The sequence below is a fragment of the Microbacterium sp. PRF11 genome (genome assembly GCF_031844085.1).
Taxonomy (GTDB): Bacteria; Actinomycetota; Actinomycetes; order Actinomycetales; family Microbacteriaceae; genus Microbacterium.
Genome location: NZ_JAUZUP010000001.1, coordinates 835,475 through 854,078 on the forward strand (window position 1 = coordinate 835,475; position 18,604 = coordinate 854,078).

The 18,604-nt window shown below is 68.7% G+C and carries 16 protein-coding genes; 4 read left to right on the forward strand and 12 right to left on the reverse strand.

The genetic code is table 11. The features are described from left to right. Positions 1-74: 74 nt before the first annotated feature. A complete protein-coding gene (locus Q9R20_RS03945) occupies positions 75-3,920 on the forward strand; it encodes a choice-of-anchor I family protein (RefSeq protein ID WP_311248089.1) in 3,846 nt (1,281 codons plus the stop codon). Positions 3,921-4,055: 135 nt separating this feature from the next. On the opposite strand, the gene Q9R20_RS03950 is transcribed toward Q9R20_RS03945, so the two are convergent. Continuing rightward, positions 4,056-4,772 (reverse strand): Type 1 glutamine amidotransferase-like domain-containing protein, encoded by a 717-nt coding sequence (locus Q9R20_RS03950; protein WP_311248090.1) that lies wholly within the window; start codon positions 4,770-4,772, stop codon positions 4,056-4,058. 108 nt (positions 4,773-4,880) lie between these two features. Here Q9R20_RS03950 and Q9R20_RS03955 point away from each other — a divergent pair, with 108 nt between their 5' ends. Then, positions 4,881-5,315 (forward strand): GNAT family N-acetyltransferase, encoded by a 435-nt coding sequence (locus Q9R20_RS03955; RefSeq protein ID WP_311248091.1) that lies wholly within the window; start codon positions 4,881-4,883, stop codon positions 5,313-5,315. Between the two features lie 97 nt (positions 5,316-5,412). Here the strand turns inward: Q9R20_RS03955 and Q9R20_RS03960 are convergent, their stop codons facing one another. The 10 genes from Q9R20_RS03960 to Q9R20_RS04005 form a co-directional block, all read right to left on the reverse strand. Next, a complete protein-coding gene (locus tag Q9R20_RS03960; protein WP_311248092.1) occupies positions 5,413-6,591 on the reverse strand; it encodes a thiolase family protein in 1,179 nt (392 codons plus the stop codon). Beyond that, entirely contained in the window at positions 6,591-7,871 is a 1,281-nt protein-coding gene (locus tag Q9R20_RS03965; RefSeq protein WP_311248093.1) for a citrate synthase/methylcitrate synthase, read from the reverse strand. The genes Q9R20_RS03960 and Q9R20_RS03965 overlap by 1 nt, the downstream gene beginning before the upstream one ends. A 198-nt stretch (positions 7,872-8,069) precedes the next feature. Further along, positions 8,070-8,969, reverse strand: a complete 900-nt coding sequence (gene prpB / locus Q9R20_RS03970) for a methylisocitrate lyase (RefSeq protein WP_311248094.1) — start codon at positions 8,967-8,969, stop codon at positions 8,070-8,072. Between the two features lie 181 nt (positions 8,970-9,150). Beyond that, on the reverse strand, positions 9,151-10,677 hold the full coding sequence (locus Q9R20_RS03975) for an MmgE/PrpD family protein (protein WP_311248095.1): 1,527 nt from the start codon (positions 10,675-10,677) through the stop codon (positions 9,151-9,153). Then, positions 10,674-11,303, reverse strand: a complete 630-nt coding sequence (locus Q9R20_RS03980; protein WP_295838629.1) for a GntR family transcriptional regulator — start codon at positions 11,301-11,303, stop codon at positions 10,674-10,676. Before Q9R20_RS03980 ends, Q9R20_RS03975 begins: the two co-directional genes overlap by 4 nt. Positions 11,304-11,416: 113 nt before the next feature. Further along, the gene (locus Q9R20_RS03985; protein WP_311248096.1) at positions 11,417-11,917 is read right to left on the reverse strand and encodes a TetR/AcrR family transcriptional regulator; all 501 of its coding nucleotides are present in this window, start codon (positions 11,915-11,917) and stop codon (positions 11,417-11,419) included. A gap of 43 nt (positions 11,918-11,960) precedes the next feature. Beyond that, positions 11,961-13,166 (reverse strand): argininosuccinate synthase, encoded by a 1,206-nt coding sequence (locus Q9R20_RS03990; protein WP_311248097.1) that lies wholly within the window; start codon positions 13,164-13,166, stop codon positions 11,961-11,963. Next, positions 13,163-14,623: an argininosuccinate lyase gene (argH, locus tag Q9R20_RS03995; protein WP_311248098.1), complete on the reverse strand. Its 1,461-nt coding sequence runs from the start codon at positions 14,621-14,623 to the stop codon at positions 13,163-13,165. Before argH ends, Q9R20_RS03990 begins: the two co-directional genes overlap by 4 nt. Before the next feature lies 1 nt (position 14,624). After that, on the reverse strand, positions 14,625-15,224 hold the full coding sequence (locus Q9R20_RS04000; protein WP_311248099.1) for a GNAT family N-acetyltransferase: 600 nt from the start codon (positions 15,222-15,224) through the stop codon (positions 14,625-14,627). 12 nt (positions 15,225-15,236) lie between these two features. Next, positions 15,237-16,085 (reverse strand): EamA family transporter, encoded by an 849-nt coding sequence (locus Q9R20_RS04005; protein ID WP_311248100.1) that lies wholly within the window; start codon positions 16,083-16,085, stop codon positions 15,237-15,239. Positions 16,086-16,272: 187 nt separating this feature from the next. On the opposite strand from Q9R20_RS04005, the gene Q9R20_RS04010 reads away from it, so the two are divergent. Continuing rightward, entirely contained in the window at positions 16,273-16,701 is a 429-nt protein-coding gene (locus tag Q9R20_RS04010; RefSeq protein WP_311248101.1) for an Lrp/AsnC family transcriptional regulator, read from the forward strand. Positions 16,702-16,720: 19 nt separating this feature from the next. Here the strand turns inward: Q9R20_RS04010 and Q9R20_RS04015 are convergent, their stop codons facing one another. After that, positions 16,721-17,317 (reverse strand): TetR/AcrR family transcriptional regulator, encoded by a 597-nt coding sequence (locus tag Q9R20_RS04015; protein WP_311248102.1) that lies wholly within the window; start codon positions 17,315-17,317, stop codon positions 16,721-16,723. Positions 17,318-17,514: 197 nt separating this feature from the next. On the opposite strand from Q9R20_RS04015, the gene Q9R20_RS04020 reads away from it, so the two are divergent. Next, positions 17,515-18,489: a zinc-binding dehydrogenase gene (locus tag Q9R20_RS04020; RefSeq protein WP_311248103.1), complete on the forward strand. Its 975-nt coding sequence runs from the start codon at positions 17,515-17,517 to the stop codon at positions 18,487-18,489. Positions 18,490-18,604 lie beyond the last annotated feature (115 nt).

Sequence of the window (18,604 nt, forward strand, 5' to 3'; positions counted from 1 at the left end):
GAAACCCAGGCAGAATCCACAGGATCGCGCCGTTGGCGCCGATCGCATCCCCACCCGAACCCGAGGACACAGCCATGCCTTCGACCTTCCTCCGCCGCGCCGCCGCGTTCACCGCGACGACCGCGGCGGTGTGCGCGCTCGCCCTGTCGAGCGCCACCGCGGCCTCCGCCGCGATCGTCCCGCAGCCCGTCTCGAACAGCTCCGCCGGTGCAGCTCTGTCCGTCACCCCGGTCGGCTCCTACGACACGGGGGTGTACAAGCAGTCCGCCGCCGAGATCGTCCAGGCCTACCGCGACCGCCTGTTCGTCGTCAACGCGCAGGCCGGCACCGTGACGGTGCTCGACAACCGCGACCCGAAGAAGCCCGTGAAGCTCTTCGACCTCTCCTCGAACGGCGTCGCCAACTCGGTCGCCGTGCGCGACGACGGCCTCGGTGTCATCGCCTTCGAGGCCACCACGAAGACCGACCCCGGTCACCTCGTGTTCTTCGACGCGAACAAGACGGATGCCGCGAGCGCGAAGCTCGGCGAGGTCACCGTCGGGGCCCTCCCCGACATGGTCACGTTCTCGAAGGACGGCTCCTACGCCGTCGTCGCCAACGAGGGCGAGCCGGCAGCGGACTTCTCGGTCGACCCCGAGGGCGCGGTCAGCGTCATCGCCCTCTCGTCCGCTCTCGCCGCCCCCGCCCAGAGCGCCGTCAAGACCGCCGGCTTCCGCGCATTCGAGCCGGGCGGCAGCAAGACGCTCGACCCGAAGGTGCGCGTCTTCGGCCCCGACGTCGCCGCCCCCGGCCAGGACCCGGCGACCCTGTCGACCAACCGTGTGTCGCGCAACCTCGAGCCCGAGTACATCACCACCGACGGCACCGTGGCCTACGTCACGCTGCAGGAGGCCAATGCCGTCGCGACGGTCGACCTCACCAAGGCCGAGGTCACCGGCATCCTGCCCCTGGGGTACAAGGACTGGGGCACCGTCGGCCTCGACCCGAGCGACAAGGACGGCGCGAACATCCGCACGGTCGCGGGCCTCAAGGGGCTCTACATGCCCGACGGCATCGCGTCCTACTCGGCGAGCACGAACGGCAAGGCCGCGACCTACCTCGTCACCGCGAACGAGGGCGACGGGCGCGAGTGGGGTTCGTTCATCGACGAAGCCCGTGTGAAGGACCTCGGCAAGAACGGTCTGGGTGCGGTCTGCGCGACCTCGCCGCTGGCCGGGCGCTCCGCCGACACCGACCTCGGGCGCCTGAAGGTCGTCACCGACCTCGGCAAGACCGCCGACGGCTGCTACAGCGAGCTGTACGCCTACGGCGGCCGCTCGTTCTCGATCTGGGACACGACGGGCAAGCTCGTGTTCGACTCGGGCGACCAGTTCGAGCAGAAGCTCAAAGAGGTCGCCCCGCAGCTGTTCAACGTCTCGAACGACAACAACACCGTCGACGACCGCAGCGACGACAAGGGACCCGAGCCCGAGAACGTCACGATCGGCGTCGTCGACGGACGCACCTACGCCTTCATCGGCCTCGAGCGCGCGGGCGGTGTGATGGTCTACGACATCACCGACCCGACCAAGGCGACCTACGTCACCTACGTCAACAACCGCGACGCCTCCGCCGACGTCAAGACCGCCGCGGCCGGCGACCTCGGCCCCGAGGGCATCGCGTTCGTCTCGGCGTTGCGCTCGCCCACCGGCGTTCCGCTGCTGGTCACGGGCAACGAGGTCTCGGGCACCACGACGGTGTTCGAGGTCCGCCCGACGCAGCCGAAGACGCCCGACCTGCAGATCCTCACGATCAACGACTTCCACGGCCGTCTGCTACAGGAGACCGGTGGTGTCGCGGGAGCCGGAGTGCTCGCCGGCGCCGTCGAGAAATACCGCCAGCAGAACCCGAACACCCTGTTCGTCTCGGCCGGCGACAACATCGGCGCGAGCGCGTTCGAGTCGTTCATCGACCAGGACACCCCCACCATCAAGGCCTTGAAGGCCGCGACCCTCGACGTCAGCGCGGTGGGCAACCACGAGTTCGACCGCGGCTTCGCCGACCTGACCGACCGCGTGATCCCCGCCTACGGCGGCAACACCGGCGCGTCGAGCGACTTCGCCCTGGGCGCGAACGTCTATCAGAAGGGCACGAAGACCCCCGCCCTGAAGCCGTACACGATCAAGCAGGTCGGCGCCACGAAGGTCGCGTTCGTCGGCACCGTGACGCGTCAGACGGCAGGCATGGTCGACCCGTCGAAGATCAGCACGATCGAGTTCGGCGATCAGGTCGAGGCCGCCAATCGCGAGGCGAAGAACGCGCGCGCCGCGGGCGCCGACATCGTGATCCTGCTCGCCCACGAGGGCTCGGAGGGCACCGACTGCACCAAGATCGCCACCGAGTCGGGCGACTTCGGCGACCTCGTGCGCGGAGCGTCGAGCGACGTGGACGCGATCGTCTCGGCGCACACGCACCAGAAGTACGCGTGCAGCATCGGCGGACGCTCGGTGATCCAGACCGGCCAGTACGGCACGAACCTGGGCACGCTCGACATCGACCTGGATGCCGCCGGCAAGCTCGTCTCGATCACCCCGGGCGTGCGCGCACTGCTCGAGCCCGCCGTCACGCAGTACATCGCGTACCCCCAGGCGGCAACAGCGAAGATCGTGGCGGATGCCAAGGCCACCGCCGACACCAAGGGCCAGGTCGAGGTCGGCAAGATCACGGCCGACATCACCCGCGCGAAGAACGGTTCGGGCAACGAGGACCGCGGCCAGTACTCGACGCTCGGCAACACCGTCGCGGACGTGTACCTGTGGGCCACGAGCGAGAACCCCTCGTTCAACGGGCAGGACGCGCAGATCGCGTTCATGAACCCCGGCGGTCTGCGCGCCGACCTGCTGTACGGCTCGGACAACGGCTCGGTCTCGTACCGCGAGGCGGCGAACGTGCAGCCCTTCGGCAACACGCTGGTGACGCTGTCGCTCACCGGCGCACAGCTCAAGCAGGTGCTCGAGCAGCAGTGGCAGCCGTCGGGCGCCTCGCGCCCGGTCCTCGCGCTCGGCGTCTCCAAGGGCTTCACCTTCGAGTACGACCCGTCCGCGGCCGCGGGCTCGCGGATCAAGACCATCCAGCTGAACGGGAAGGCGATCGACCCCGCGGCGTCGTACCGCGTCGTCACCAACTCGTTCCTCGCGGCCGGCGGCGACAACTTCACCGCCTTCGCGCAGGGCACGGGCAAGGCCGACTCGGGTCAGATCGACCTGCAGGCCACGGTCGACTTCTTCACCGCGAAGAAGAGCGTCGCGCCGTCGCCGCTCGGCCGGGCGTACCTGACCGGCTCGAAGCCGGTCGACGAGGGGACCGGCACGCCGAGCCCGACCCCGACCCCGACGGTCACGCCCACGCCCACGCCCACCGTCACGCCCACGCCCACCGTCACGCCTACGCCCACCGTCGCGCCGACCACGGGCCCGACGCCCACCGCGACCCCGACGTCCGGGGCGACCGGTCAGCCGAGCACCGCACCGACGACGGAGCCGACCGCCGCTCCGGCCGCGGTCACCGTCACCGCGAGCGTCTCGCGGGTGGAGCAGGGCGGGTCGTTCACGGTCACGGTCACGGGTCTGCGCGCGGGCGAGCAGGTCTCGGCCACGCTGAACAGCACGCCCACGGTGGTCACCGGCATCCCCGCCGCCGACACGTCGGGCGCGGTGACCTTCCGGGTCACCGTCCCCGCGGCGCTCGCGCCGGGCCAGCACACGGTCGTCGTCACGCGCGCCGACGGCACGGTGCTCCCCGCGGTCGCGATCGAGGTCGTCCACAAGGGCACCCTCGCCGCGACCGGCGCTCAGGGCCCCTGGGGCATCGCCCTCGCGGGCGGGATGCTCGTGGTCGCGGGCGGTCTCGCCTTCGCACTGCGTCGCCGCCGCACCGCCTGACGCACGGCCCTCCGGAACGGCCCTCACCCTCGGGTGGGGGCCGTTCCCCTTCGCGCGAGTCGCCAGAATTCGTCGCTTCGGTGCCCGCGCAAGCGACATATTCTGGCGACTCACGCGGCCACAACGGGCGGAGCGTCAGGCGCGGAGCACCTGAACGTGGGCTCCGGATGCCGCGGACTCGACCCGCCACACCTGCCCGCTGCCGTGGACGGCCGGGGCGGCCTGCGCCGAGATGACCAGAGCGGTGTGCTCATCGATCGCCACGCCGTCGGAGACGAGCCCCGCCTCGACCGCGGCGATGAGACGCGAGAGGGTGCCCCACTGCGCGGCGTGCACGTCGACGGCGAAGTCCAGGAGCCCGAGGCCCGGGCGCACCTCGACCTCGTCGAGCTCCTCGCCCGCATCCTCCGACACGACCTCGACCCCGCTCGCGCGAAATCCGCCGACGAGCGCGGGTCCGGCCGCGATGGCCGCGCCCGCCGAGAACCCGGCATACGGCATCCCTTGGCGGACACGGTCGGTCACGGCATCCCGGATCGGGCCCACCGCCGCCTGGTACGCCGGGGTGAGGCCGCCGCCGACGAAGAGGGCGTCGGCGTCGAGCACCGCGGTGTCGAAGACCTCGCCTTCGACAATGGTCGCGACCCGCAGCTCCTCGGCCGTCGCCCCCGCAGCCTCGAGCACCGCCGCGAAGCGAGCGACCGAGGCCTCGTCGTCGGGCTCGAGCACGAGCAACACCGCGATCACGGTCGGGCGATCGCCGGCGCGCTCCCGCGCCTCAGCGACGAAGGGACGCAGTACATCACCGCAGCGCGTGACGTCGCGCCCGCCGCCGAGAAGGAAGACACTCATGCGCCCAGTATCCCCGGGTCGGGCTCCGCGTGAGTCGCCAGGATGTGTCGCTTCGGGGCACCCGCAGGCGACAGATCGCGGCGACTCGCGCGGTCCTAGGCTCGACGGATGGAGATCCGACTGCGGCCGAGCGTGCCCTCCGACATCGAGTGGCTCGTCGAGCTCCGCGCCGAGGTGCTGCGCGCCGACCTCGAACGCCTCGGCCGCTTCGACGACCATCGGGTGCGCCAGCGCCTTCGCGGAGGCTTCCGCCCGGAGTGGACGCGCATCATCGTCGTCGACGGGGCGGATGCCGGCTCGATCACGGTCCGACCCGACGGGGCCGCGCGCTGGATCGAGCACTTCTACCTGGCATCCGCTCTGCAGGGTCGAGGGGTGGGCGGCGAGGTGCTCGCGCGCGTGCTCGCGGAGCCGCACGACGGCCCGACGCGCCTGAACGTGCTGCAGGGCAGCCCCGCCCGACGCCTCTACGAGCGCGCCGGCTTCACGCTGGACTCCGAGGACGAGGTCGATGTCTTCCTGACCCTCGTTCCCCGCGCGTGAGTCGCCAGGATTTGTCGCTTCGGGACACCCGCGAGCGACAAATCGTGGCGACTCACGCGAGCTCGAGCGCGCACGCCAGCGCGAGCGCGCGACCGGGTCAGTACCGGCGAAGCAGCGCGGCCAGGGCCTGGCCGCCGCCGATGCACATCGTCACCACCGCGTACTCGAGGTCGCGGCGCTGCAGGTCGAGGGCCGCGCGCACGGTGAGGATCGCACCCGTCGCGCCGACCGGGTGCCCGAGGGCGATCGCACCCCCGTAAGGGTTCACCTTCGACGGGTCGAGTCCGGCGTCGCGGATCACCGCGACCGCCTGCGCGGCGAAGGCCTCGTTCAGCTCGATCACGTCGACGTCGGCGGGCGTGAGCCCCGTCTGCTCCCACAACCGCTGCAGCGCGATGACGGGCGCGTAGCCCATGATCTCGGGGTCGACACCAGCGGTCGTCACGGCCTCGAGCGTCGCCAGACCCGTAAGGCCCCGATCGCGCACGTCGTCCTCGCGCATCAGCACGGTCGCGGCGGCGCCGTCATTGATGCCCGAGGAATTCCCGGCGGTGACCGACCCGTCCTTCTCGAACGCCGGGCGCAACCCGGCCAGGGCCTCGAGAGTCGTCCCCGGCCGCGGGTGTTCGTCGACCGCGACCTCGACCGGCCGCTTCCCGCCGGTCGTCACGGGCACGATCTCCTCCGCGAAGGCCGCGTGGGCGGCATCCGTCGCGGCCCGCCTCTGGCTCTCGACGGCGAAGGCGTCCTGCTCCTCGCGCGTGACGGAGTACCGGGATGCCACGACCTCGGCCGTCGTACCCATGTGCCGGCCGCTGAACGGGTCGGTGAGGATCGCGAGGGTGCCGTCGAGCAGGGTGCGGTCACCGAGCCGCGCGTTGCCGCGCGCGCCGTAGTCGAGGAAAGGCGTGCGCGACATGCTCTCGTCGCCGCCCGCCACGGCGACGTCGATGCCGCCCCAGCGAAGCTCCTGGGCCGCCGACCAGACCGCCTGCAGACCCGAACCGCACAGGCGGTTCACGGTGAAGGCGGGAACGCGCGTCGCCAGCCCCGCGGCGAGCGCGACGCGACGGGCGTTGTAGGCGTCGGGGCCGTTCTGGGCGATGCAGCCCATGACGACCTCGTCGACCGCGTCCTTCTCGACGCCCGCGCGCCGCAGCGCCTCGTTGACGGCGACCGCGCCGAGCTCGTACGCGTCGACGCCCGACAGGGCGCCGCCGAACGAGCCGATCGGCGTGCGCGCGCCCGAGACGAGGACGATCTTCTGCCCCGACATCAGCTCGCCGCTTCCTCGGGGCGTTCCTGGGCCTCGACGTCCGCCGCATCCGGGACGTATCCCTCGACGTGCCGCTCGTCGGGCCCGACATAGAACGACAGGGGTCGGATGAGGGCGTTCGACGCCTGCTGCTCGCGGATGTGCGCGGTCCAGCCGGTCACGCGCGCCGCGACGAAGAGGGGCGTGAAGGTGAGGGTGTCGAAGCCCATGAGGTCGTAGGCCGGACCCGAAGGGTAATCGAGGTTGGGGTAGATGCCCTTGCGCTCGACGAACTGCGACTCGAGCGCGTCGTAGAGCGCGGCGACGTCGGGCCGGTCGTAGTGCGCCACGAGCGTGTCCAGGGCGGCCTTCATCGTCGGCACGCGCGAGTCGCCGCGCTTGTAGACGCGGTGCCCGAAGCCCATGATCTTGCGCTTCTCGGCGAGGGCGGCGTCGAGCCACGGGCCGACGTTCTCGGCGCTGCCGATCTCGGTGAAGACGTGCAGCACCGCCTCATTCGCGCCGCCGTGCAGCGGTCCCTTGAGGGCGCCGATCGCGCCGACGACCGCGGAGTACAGGTCGCTGAGGGTCGAGGCGATCACCCGGGCGGTGAAGGTCGAGGCGTTGAAGGAGTGCTCGGCGTACAGGATCATCGAGCGGTTGAACGCGTCGACGACGACCGGGTCGGGAGCACCCGCGGAGGACCCTGAGCCCGTCGAAGGGCCCGGCGCCGAGCCCGTACCGGTGGCTTCGACAGGATCAGCCACCTCCGCCCGGGTGCAGATCTCCTCGCCGAACGTCATCCAGAGGAAGTTCGCAGCGTAGTCGAGATCGTCGCGGGGGGCGACCAGGTCCTCGCCCCGCCGACGGCGCTGACCGTACGCGACCACGGCAGGCAGCTGCGCCCACAGGCGGATCGAGCGCTCGAGGTTCTCTTCGGGTGTGCCCACGGCATCCATCACGTTCGAGATCCCCGCGGTCTCGCGCGCGCCGATGACGCTCACGGCGGTGCGCACCTCGTCCATCGGGTGGGCGCTCGTGGGCAACAGGTCGATCGCGGCGCGGACGTCGTCGGCCAACGCCCGGTGCTGACGCTCGACCCGGCGCAGGGCGGCGAGCTGCTCGGCATCCGGAAGCTCGCCGTTCCACAGCAGGAACGCCACGGCCTCGAAGGGCTGCGTGGCGGCGAGCTCCTGCACGGGGTAGCCGCGGTAGAGCAGGCTGTTCGTCTCGGGGTTCACCTTGCTGACGGCCGTCTCGTCGACCGTGACGCCGGCGAGGCCCTTCTTGATGTCGGTCATCGTCTCTCCCTTGAGTCGTGCTCAGTGTTCATGCTGCCGGATGCGGTGGTGACGGTGGTGCGGCGGGGGTGCGAACCCTGTCCCACTTGTTGCCGGTCTGGCGACCCCACACCGGCGACAAGGGGGACGAGCACCGTCTTAAGTGGGACGAGGTTCGCGAGAGGTGCGACATGGTGGCACGCGCAGCCGGCTCGGGCCTCAGCGCTCGACGGTGAAGTCGAACACGTCGGCGTCGAAGCGGGTATAGCCCTCGTAGTCGATGAGGTCGTAGAGGTCGGCGCGGTGCTGCATCTCGCCGAGCTGCTCGCGCAGGTGACCATCGGATGCCAGGGCGTCGAGGCCGCGGCCGGCCGCCCCCATCGCGAGTCGGAGCAGCGACACCGGCCAGATGACGAGGTTCACCCCCGCGTCCTGCAGCTGCCGTGTCGAAAAGAGCTCCGACTTCCCGAACTCGGTCATGTTCGCGAGGATCGGCACGTCGAGCGCCTCGCGCATCGCCTCGAACTCGCCGAGGTCGCGCATGGCCTCGGGGAAGATCGCATCGGCGCCCGCGTCGACCAGGGCCTTCGCGCGGTCGATCGCGGCATCCAGTCCCTCGACCGCCCGCACGTCGGTGCGCGCCATGATGAGGAAGTCGGGGTCGCGCCGGGCATCGACCGCCGCGCGGATGCGCTTGATCGCCGTGTCGGCGTCCACGACGCTCTTGCCGTCGAGGTGGCCGCAGCGTTTCGGGTTGACCTGGTCCTCGATGTGCGCGCCGGCGAGGCCCGCGTCTTCGAGCGTCTGGATCGTGCGCGCGACGTTCATCGGCTCACCGAACCCGGTGTCGGCGTCGATGATCGCCGGAAGCTCCGTCATGCGCGCGATCTGCTGCCCGCGCCCGGCGACTTCGGTGAGGGTCGTCAGCCCGATGTCGGGCAGGCCCAGGTCGGCCGAGATCACGGCGCCCGAGATGTAGACGCCGTCGAAGCCCTTCCGCTCGATGAGCCGCGCCGACAGCGGGTTGAAAGCCCCCGGCATCCGCACGAGCTCACCGGATGCCAGCTTCTCGCGTAGCGCGCGACGCTTCTGGGCCGCGGTGGTCTGGGCGTACAGCATCACTTTCCTCCCCGGGGGATCGCGGAACTCCTGAGAATCGCGCGGCCGCGGGCCCTCGCGGCACGCGCCGGTGCGGTTCCGGCCGTGCCGCGCCTCCGAATCTCAGGATTTCGATGACGGAGAGACCCGGCACCGCCGGCCGGGCGCCCCGGCAGCACGGGTGCGCACCCGCGGCCGGACATCAGAACAGCCCCTTCGGCGCCGGCGCCAGCGCCAGCACGCCGGGCTTCGCGACGATCGTGAGCTGCATGACCTCGGCGGGGGTCAGCTCGGGCAGGCGCTGCACGAGCTCGAGGAAGCGCTCGATCTCCTCGGGCAGCAGCACGGGCTCGGCGAGCAGGCGGAACTTGCGGATGTAGTCCTCGCGCGCGAAGGGCCGGGCGCCGAGCGGGTGGGCATCGGCGACGGCGATCTCCTCCTCGACGGTCGAGCCGTCGGTCAGCGTGATGACGACGCGGCCGCCGAACGCCTTCTCGTTCGGATCCTCGGAGTGGTAGCGGCGCGTCCACTCGGCATCCTCTGCCGTCGTCACCTTGTGCCACAGCTCGACGGTGTCCGTGCGACCCGCGCGCTCCGGGGTGTACGAGTCGACGTGGTGCCACGCACCGTCCTGCAGCGCGACGGCGAAGATGTACGGGATCGAGTGGTCGAGCGTCTCGCGCGACGCGGTCGGATCGTACTTCTGCGGGTCGTTCGCGCCCGAGCCGATCACGTAGTGCGTGTGGTGGCTCGTGTGCAGGACGATGGATGCCACATTCGCGGGGTCGCGCAGATCGGGGCGTTCCGTGCCGAGGCGGCGGGCCAGGTCGATCCAGGCCTGCGCCTGGTACTCGGCGGAGTGCTCCTTCGTGTACGAGGCGAGGATGCCGCGCTTGCTCTCGCCCTCACCGGGGAGGGGCACGTCGTAGGAGGCGTCGGGGCCGTCGAGCATCCAGGCGATCACGCCGTCCTCGCCCTCGTAGATCGGCGAGGGAGAGGTCTCGCCGCGCATCGCCCGGTCGACGGCCTCGATCGCCATCTTCCCGGCGAAGGCGGGGGCGTGCGCCTTCCACGTCGAGATCTCGCCCTTGCGCGACTGGCGCGTGGCGGTGGTGGTGTGGAGGGCCTGTCCGATGGCCTGGTAGATCGTCTCCTGGTCGAGGTCGAGCAGGGTGCCGATGCCGGCGGCGGCGGCGGGCCCGAGGTGGGCGACGTGATCGATCTTGTGCTTGTGGAGGCTGATCGCGCGGACGAGGTCGATCTGGATCTCGTACGCCGTGGCGAGGGCCCGCACGAGGGCGGCTCCGTCGCGACCGGTGTGCTGGGCCACCGCGAGCACGGGCGGGATGTTGTCGCCGGGGTGCGAGTAGTCGGCAGCGAGGAAGGTGTCGTGGTAGTCGAGTTCGCGCACGGCCACGCCGTTGGCCCACGCCGCCCACTCGGGGCTCGTGCGGCGCTCGAGCAGGCAGCCGAAGACCGTGGCGCCCGGTCCGCCGATCGAGACGGCGTGATCGAGGGCCTGCTGACGCGCCGCGCTCACGGGCTGACGCGTGATCGACGCGGCAGCGACGGCGGCGTTGTCGATCAGGCGGTTGACGATCATGTCGACCACGTCGTCGTCGACCGCGACCGGGTCGACAGCGACGCGCGCGAGCGCCCAGGCGAGCTGCCCCTCGCGGGCGAGGTTCTCGTCGCTGCGGTGCACGCGCACGTGGTGGGTGATCGTCATGAGGGGTCCTCCGTGAGGGCTTCGAGGATGGTGGTGAGGGCGTTGTGCAGATGCACGTGGGTGGCGTGGGCGGCGAGTTCGGGGTCGCCGCCACTGATCGCTTCGGCGATCAATCGATGCTCTCGCGCCGAGGCGGAAAGCCGAAGGGGGTTGTACCGCGCCATGCGCCGCACCCGCACGAGGTGGGTGCGGACGCTGCGGAGCGCGGCAGAGAAGTAGGTGTTGGCGACGGCGTCGTCGATCGCGGAGTCGAAGCGGGCGATCAGGGCGTACGACGCATCGGCGTCCGCGGTGTCGAGGTCGGCGAACTCGCTTGCGAGCGCCCGGAATACCTCGTGATCGCCGCGACGGGCGGCCAGGCGCGCGGCTTCGGTCTCGAGCGCCCGGCGCAGGTCGAACAGCGAACGGATGTCGTCGGCGTCGATCCCGGCGACCACCGTCACACGCGCCGACGCCTGGGCGACGAGCCCATCGGATGCCAACCGGCGCAGCGCCTCGCGAAGCGGAGTGCGACTGACCCCGAGGCGCGTGGACTGCTCGACCTCGCCCAGTACGGTCCCCGGCGGCAGCGCGCCGGTCTGGATCTCGTCGAGGAGGGTCGCATAGGCGCGTTCACTCGCCCGCATCGCGCCTCCTCGCCGTCACGGGCTCCAGTGTATGCAATCGGCGGGCGCCATGGGGTTCTCGGGAGGTCCCGGCTGTGTCTCGGTATACACAGACCACCCTCCGTACGAACGCGTCAACCGCGACCCCACGACTCCAACGTCGTCGGAACGGATGCCAGCGTCGCCAGCGCCGCGTCGCGGTCGGCGCGGGCGAGGGTGAGGCCGGCCACCACGAGCGAGGCGCAGACCGCGGCGAGGGCGTCCACGGCATCCGGGGTGAGATCCGGACGGCGATCGGCGACCGCGGAGCGGATCGCGGCGCGCATCTCGGCGGCGTAGTCCGAGACGAGCGTGCGCACCTCGGCGTCGTCGCTCGCGAGCGGGGACGATCCCGCGTTGAGCAGCAGACAGCCGAGCCGCGCGCGCGGGGTGTCGGCCTCGATGGCCGAGCGCATGTCGTCGATGTAGGCCTCGAGGGCGCCGGGGTCTCCGCCGCCGAGCGGGCGCAGGCGCGTGCGGACCACGTCGTCGAGATAGGCCGCGAGCACCGCATCGAACAGGCCGCGCTTGCTCCCGAAGGCGTTACATGCGGCGGGACGCCACGTGCAGGGAGGCGCATCTACCTGGAGCCTCACGAGGACACACCCGCCGATCGCGAGGCATCCCCCACTCCGGTCTCTACGAATGCGCTTGAGCCGATGTCCACACTCTCGACGAGAGACCGAAGATGTCGATGAATCCCACCGCGCTGGTCTCATCAAAACGGCAACTCGAACCATAGGTGACGAGGTCGTGCCGATACAAGGAATTCGGCGAGCTTCGTGTCACTACTCGCGCAGATCCTCGCTGAAGGCGTACTCCAATCACCCCGGTAACGTTGCGCTGTGTCGCCTCGACGAACGCGGAGAAAGCCTCTCGAAGCGGACCATGCCAGAAGCCTTGGTAGATCAGGTGCGCATATGCGACATCGATCATGTGCTTCTGAGACAGCACATCGGGCGGGAGTGTGAGGTTCTCAAGCTCGGCGTGGGCCATGAGAAGGACGGAGATGCCCGGCGCTTCGTAAAGTTCACGGGACTTCACTCCTACAACACGGTTCTCGATCATGTCGATGCGCCCGACACCATGGCGGCCGGCGATTCGATTCAACTCCTGCACCAGATCGACCGGTGCGTATGCTCGCCCATCGATGCTGTCCGGGATGCCATGAGTGAAGCCGACCGAAACGTACTCGGCCTGGTCCGGAGTGTCTTCCGGACCGGCCGTCATCGCCCACACTTCTTCGGTGGGCTCCCAGAGCAGATCCTCGATCGGGCCCGCTTCGATATTGCGCCCCAGCACGTTCACGTCGATTGCCCACGGACGCTCCTTCGTCACGTGCGCAGCGATGCCGTGCGCTTCCGAGAAAGCAATGGTCTCCGAACGGGAATAGGGCCACTCGCGCGCTGGAGCGAGTATCTGAAGGCTCGGATCGAGGAGTTGTACCGCCATATCCATACGGATCTGGTCGTTTCCCTTTCCGGTTGCACCATGAGCGACCGAGCCACAATCGTAGGCCTGCGCAGTTTCGACCAGAAGCTCCCCGATTAAAGGTCTCCCCAGTGCCGACGACAACGGGTAGTGGCGGTCGTACATCGCGTTCGCCTTCAGCGCGGTGAAGCCGAAGTCGACAACAAATCTCTCGCGTACGTCCAAGACGACGGACTCGTCGGCGCCGGCCGAGATCGCCTTCCTCTGCAAGACGGAAAGCTCCTCCCCTTGCCCGAGGTCCGCGGCCATGGCGACGATGTAGTCACATCCCATCTCGTGGCGCAGGTACGGAATGCACGCGGTCGTGTCGACACCGCCCGAATATGCCAGGACTACGCGCTTCTTGTCTCTCATTGGTCCGTCTCCTTCGTATCGGGTCCTTCGTCCGGCGGTCCAGGCAAGGGGGACCGAGAGTGATTACGCACACGCGCCGCTGCCGCGGCAGCCCGGACCGATGCGGGCGCCGTCCCACCCGGCGACGTGCGACTTGCCAGCGAGTGTTGCAGCGTCAGCACCTCGTCTGGCAGATCTTTGAAGACGGGCGCGAAGGCTCGGATCCACGCCGGATCGGCCCCGTGGAGCTGCTGGCCGCGCTCACCTAACGACCGCACGAGTTGAGCGACTGACAGATGCGCCTCACGGAACGGCAACCCGTGTCGAACGACCAGCCAATCAGCGACATCCGTGGCCAGAGTGTTCCCCACCGTTGCATCAGCCGCCATCCGAGCGGTGTCGACCGTGAGGCCACTCATCAACGCGATGGCACTGCGCAAGCTGACGTCCAGCGTGTCGAACGTGTCGAACAGCGCTTCCTTGTCTTCTTGGAGGTCACGACTGTACGACAGCGGAAGGCCCTTGAGGACCGTGAGGAGGGCGACGAGGTTACCGATGACGCGACCGCTCTTCCCGCGAATGAGCTCGGCGACATCCGGATTCCTCTTTTGCGGCATGATCGACGACCCGGCCGCCAGTTCTGCGGGCAATTGGACGTATCCGAATTGCGCTGTCGACCACAGCACGAGCTCTTCGCCGAGTCGCGAGATATGCGTCGCCAGGATGGATCCGATCGCCAGCAGATCAAGCATGAAGTCGCGATCCGAGACGGCATCCATGGAGTTGCGCATGGGGGAGGAGAAGCCCAGTGCCCGTGCGGTGAAGAAGGGGTCGATCGGATGGCTCGTGCCCGCAAGGGCCGCCGCCCCGAGCGGAGACTCATCGGCTCGCGTGTGCGCTGAGCGGATTCGATCTCGGTCGCGCAGGAACATCTCGACGTACGCGAGCAGGTGGTGGCCGAAGCTGACCGGCTGAGCCGCTTGGAGATGCGTGAACCCCGGCATGGCGACCTCCGCGAACTCCACCGCTCGCGTCGAGATCACGTCGATGAGCAACGCCAGGTGGCGGTCGAGCCTCGCTTCGGCCCTGCGCACCCACATCTTGGCGTCCAGGGCGACTTGATCGTTGCGCGAACGGGCCGTATGCAGTCGCCCTGCGACGGGACCGATCAGTTGACGAAGACAATGCTCGACGTTCATATGGACGTCCTCGAGCGATGGGTCCAGGGTAAGCTCGCCGGCCCGCGCCTGCGCCTGAAGGACACGCAGACCAGCGAGGATCTCGGCCATGTCTTGCGCAGGCAGCGCACCGACGTGGCCCAGCATGCTGACGTGGGCGATCGATCCCTCGATGTCTTCCTCGATTAGTCGATAGTCGAATCGAACGGAAGAATTGATCTCCGTCAGAAGATCCGACGACCCCTCCCCGAAGAGCGTGCCCCACACATTCTCATCGGGTGTGTTCAGAGTAGCGGCCATCTCAGCTCTCAAGTCGTTGAATATGGGCCGGTACGGCAATCTTGAATTGGAAGTGGCAGTGGAGCGTTTCCATCTTTCTCCGAATCTCCTGCCGCCTGTAGCTTTCCGCCCTCCACTGCAGCGGATAGATCACCTTGAGAAAAAGCAGGCGAGGCCACGATTTTCTCGCGAAGGCAACATCATCCGCGTACGTGTCGAATCCTAAGCGCAGAACGATGCGCTCCATGGAGTCCTGGCAGTAGAACAGAATGGCCTTGCGGCGCAGGCTCTCGATATATTCCGCGGCATGCTTTACGAGGCGGGCACCGATTCCGTGACCCCGCCATTTCGGCAGGACCAGCACGACGGCAATCTCAGACCACCCCGGCAGAAGGTGATGAACGAGGGCGACCCCCAATAGCGCCCCGGTCATCGCGTCAGCACAGACGACGACATCACGTTTCGACATCCACTCCCCTATGGAGTAGCCCGTGATGGTCGTCTCGTTTCTGATTAATTCAACGACAAGCTCCGCTTCTTCGTAATCGAGATGTCGATGAACTATCACTGACCCGTCCTCGACGGGTTCCGCGCGCTTCTGTACAGGATATTTTTCGGGCAACAACAAAGATCCTTACGAGTTGAGACTGATGACGAAGACGGAGGCAGCCGCGAGCAGGAGTCCCAGGGTCTGCCACCAGGTGACGCGTTCGCGGAGTATGCAGATGGCGAGGATCACTGTCACCGCCGGGTAGAGCGCGATCACGGCGCTTCCGAGCGAGAGAGTGCCCTCTTGAAATGCGAAGAGCATCGCGGTGTTCGCGACCACGTCGAGGGCGCCCACCGCGACGGCCCCCGCCAGCGCCACCCCGCAGGGCGCGCGTACCTGACGCGACACAGCAGCCGCTGCCACGATCACGACCGTCGCAGTCGAGCGCGCGGCAACGAGGGGCCATAGGCCGGTGCCCGAAGCGATCTGACCCGTGAAGATGAAACTCAATCCGAAGGCGAAGCCCGCTGCTGCCGTCACCAACAGGATGCGCATCGTCATCCGACGTCCGTCAAATCCGGGGCGCCGAGGCTCCTTGCTCACGAGAAGAACCGCCACGATCGCGACGGCGACTCCTGCCATCGCCGCCACCGAGTTGTGCTCGCCCTGGAGGAGGCCCACTGAGACGGGGAGGATGGTCACGATCACAGCGGTCAGAGGAGAGACGACGCTCATCGGACCGTGCGCCAGTGCCCAGTAGAACGACCACATTGCCGCCGCCATCACCGCCCCCGAGGCGGCGCCCCACATCAGCGCCTCCATCGTGGGCTGCCCACCCGCGACACACGCGAGCAGCGTTGTCACTACCGCGGACACGGGGTACGAGATGAGGACGATCTGCAATGCGGGGGCGCGACGCGAGGCGGCACCACCAACGAAATCGCTCAGGCCGAAGGCCCCACTCGAAAGCAGGGCCCACAGGACAGGATTCATCGTTCAACTCTCTACACAGTGAGGGACGCCAGGCTGCGCCACGGCATCAGGACTGACGTGGACAGCAGCTGCGGTCGTCGGAGCAGGTCCAACGGTAGAAGTGAGCACTGTGGTCCATCAACGGACATTTGAACCACATTTTGCACGGAACTTGAGCAACGTGCCGGGTGAAATTAGTCTGATTGCCATGCCAGATGAGATCGATCACAAGCTACTCTCCTTGCTTCGCGCCGACGCCCGCACCCCTGTGGCTGAACTGGCACGCCAGGTGGGCGTGAACCGTTCGACTGTGACGGCGCGCATAGATCGCATGGTCTCGGACGGCATAATCGAGGCGTTCACGGTCAGGCTCGGCAACGATGTGGACCGAAACGCCATTCGGGGCGTATCGATGGTGTCGATCGCCCCCAACCAGGGCAAGGCGGTCGTCCGAGCAATCCGAGGTTTTCCTGATGTCGACGAATTGCATTCGACCATCGGCGAATGGGATCTCGTTGTTCACATCCGGTCATCGAACCTCTCCGAGTTCGACGTCGCGCTCGAGCGCATACGCGCCATACCCGGGGTCACGGATACACGGACGAGCCTGTTATTCAACTCGCTGACGAGCCAATGACGGCAGCGAGAAAGCGCGATTATGCCGTGGTGAAGCCGATGGGCTGCCGACCCCACGACTCCAGCGTCGTCGGAACGGATGCCAGCGTCGCCAGCGCCGCGTCGCGGTCGGCGCGGGCGAGAGTGAGGCCGGCCACCACGAGCGAGGCGCAGACCGCGGCGAGGGCGTCCACGGCATCCGGGGTGAGATCCGGACGGCGATCGGCGACGGCTGAGCGGATCGCGGCGCGCATCTCGGCGGCGTAGTCCGAGACGAGCGTGCGCACCTCGGCGTCGTCGCTCGCGAGCGGGGAGCATCCCGCGTTCAGCAGCAGACAGCCGAGCCGCGCGCGCGGGGTGTCGGCCTCGATGGCCGAGCGCATGTCGTCGATGTAGGCCTCGAGGGCGCCGGGGTCTCCGCCGCCGAGCGGACGCAGGCGCGTGCGAACCACATCGTCGAGATAGGCCGCGAGCACCGCGTCGAACAATCCGCGCTTGCTCCCGAAGGCGTTATAGATGCTCGAGCGGGTCAGGCCCGTGGCCTCCTCCAGCTCGGCGATGCCCGTCTCGGCGTATCCGCGGCGCCAGAAGACGTCGCGTGCGGCGGCGACGACGGCGGAGCGGTCGAAGCTCGGCATCCTGCCCATGCTGCGCTTCCCTCCGATGTCGTCTGCGTCCCGGACCCTTCGACGGGCTCAGGGTCCTCCGGCGGAGGTGGCTGAGCCTGTCGAAGCCACCGCGACCGTGCGAGACGGAATCCAGTTCTCCCGGTTGCGTCCCCGTGCTCGAGGTCTATATTAGACCGGTCGTTACAAAATAACCACAGGAGGAATCCATGCGCGCAGTCATCCACCACGAGTTCGGAGAGCCGGCCGACGTCCTCGGCGTCGAAGAGGTCGAGAACCCGACCCCCGGCCCCGGCGAGGTGCGCCTGCGCGTGCTCCTGTCGCCCATCCACAACCACGACCTGTGGACCGTCCGCGGCACCTACGGCTTCAAGCCCGAGATGCCCGCCCGCGCCGGCACCGAAGCCGTGGGCGTCATCGAGGAGCTCGGTGAGGGCGTCGAGAACCTGACCGTCGGTCAGCGCGTCGCCACCGGCGGCACCTTCGGTGTGTGGGCCGAGCAGGTCGTCGCGAAGGCCGCGGGTCTGATCCCCGTCGCAGAAGGACTCAGCGACGAGGTCGCCTCGCAGCTCGTCTCGATGCCCTTCAGCGCCATCAGCCTGCTGCACTCGCTCGACCTGAAGGCCGGCGACTGGATCGTGCAGAACACCGCCAACGGAGCGGTCGGCCGCATGGTCGCGCAGATCGCCAAGGCCCGCGGCGTCAACGTCGTCGGCCTCGTGCGCCGCCAGAGCGCGATCGACGAACTCGCGGAGCAGGGCATCGGCAACATCGTGTCGACCGACTCCGACGACTGGCGTGAGAAGGCCCTGGCGATCGTGGGCGACGGCCGGGTCGTGGCGGGTGTCGACTCCGTCGGCGGGCCGGCCGCGGGTCAGGTGCTCTCTCTCCTCAGCGAGAACGGCACGCTCGTGATCTTCGGGTCGATGGGCGCGGGCAAGCTCGAGCTCGGCGCCGGCGACCTCATCTTCCGACAGGCCACCGTGAAGGGTTTCTGGGGCAGCGTCGTCAGCAAGACGATGGATGCCGAGACCCGCGGCGCCCTGTTCGGCGAGCTGTCGCGCTACCTCGCAGATGGCACGCTGACCCTGCCCGTCGCGGCAACCTTCGGCCTCGATGACATCGTCGACGCGGTCACGGCGAGTGACTCGCCCCGCGTGGGCAAGATCCTCCTGCGCCCCTAAGCGCACCGCGCCGCGGGGGTCTCCCCTTCTCGAGTGTCCACGACACCCGGACGAGTCTTCGAGACGTCCGGGAGTCGTGGACACTCGTGCATTCGGGTGGGCGCCCGGGGCTCGC

What these genes read in the sequence shown, in the direction of transcription:
- Q9R20_RS03980 (WP_295838629.1), bottom strand. Translation starts at nt 11,303, where the DNA reads ATGCGGGCGAGTGAACGCGCCTATGCGACCCTCCTCGACGAGATCCAG.
- Q9R20_RS04010 (WP_311248101.1), top strand. Translation starts at nt 16,273, where the DNA reads ATGCCAGATGAGATCGATCACAAGCTACTCTCCTTGCTTCGCGCCGAC.
- Q9R20_RS03975 (WP_311248095.1), bottom strand. Translation starts at nt 10,677, where the DNA reads ATGACGATCACCCACCACGTGCGCGTGCACCGCAGCGACGAGAACCTC.
- Q9R20_RS03955 (WP_311248091.1), top strand. Translation starts at nt 4,881, where the DNA reads ATGGAGATCCGACTGCGGCCGAGCGTGCCCTCCGACATCGAGTGGCTC.
- Q9R20_RS03945 (WP_311248089.1), top strand. Translation starts at nt 75, where the DNA reads ATGCCTTCGACCTTCCTCCGCCGCGCCGCCGCGTTCACCGCGACGACC.
- Q9R20_RS04015 (WP_311248102.1), bottom strand. Translation starts at nt 17,317, where the DNA reads ATGCCGAGCTTCGACCGCTCCGCCGTCGTCGCCGCCGCACGCGACGTC.
- Q9R20_RS04005 (WP_311248100.1), bottom strand. Translation starts at nt 16,085, where the DNA reads ATGAATCCTGTCCTGTGGGCCCTGCTTTCGAGTGGGGCCTTCGGCCTG.
- Q9R20_RS03950 (WP_311248090.1), bottom strand. Translation starts at nt 4,772, where the DNA reads ATGAGTGTCTTCCTTCTCGGCGGCGGGCGCGACGTCACGCGCTGCGGT.
- Q9R20_RS03960 (WP_311248092.1), bottom strand. Translation starts at nt 6,591, where the DNA reads ATGTCGGGGCAGAAGATCGTCCTCGTCTCGGGCGCGCGCACGCCGATC.
- Q9R20_RS03965 (WP_311248093.1), bottom strand. Translation starts at nt 7,871, where the DNA reads ATGACCGACATCAAGAAGGGCCTCGCCGGCGTCACGGTCGACGAGACG.
- Q9R20_RS03990 (WP_311248097.1), bottom strand. Translation starts at nt 13,166, where the DNA reads ATGAGAGACAAGAAGCGCGTAGTCCTGGCATATTCGGGCGGTGTCGAC.
- Q9R20_RS04020 (WP_311248103.1), top strand. Translation starts at nt 17,515, where the DNA reads ATGCGCGCAGTCATCCACCACGAGTTCGGAGAGCCGGCCGACGTCCTC.
- argH (WP_311248098.1), bottom strand. Translation starts at nt 14,623, where the DNA reads ATGGCCGCTACTCTGAACACACCCGATGAGAATGTGTGGGGCACGCTC.
- prpB (WP_311248094.1), bottom strand. Translation starts at nt 8,969, where the DNA reads ATGCTGTACGCCCAGACCACCGCGGCCCAGAAGCGTCGCGCGCTACGC.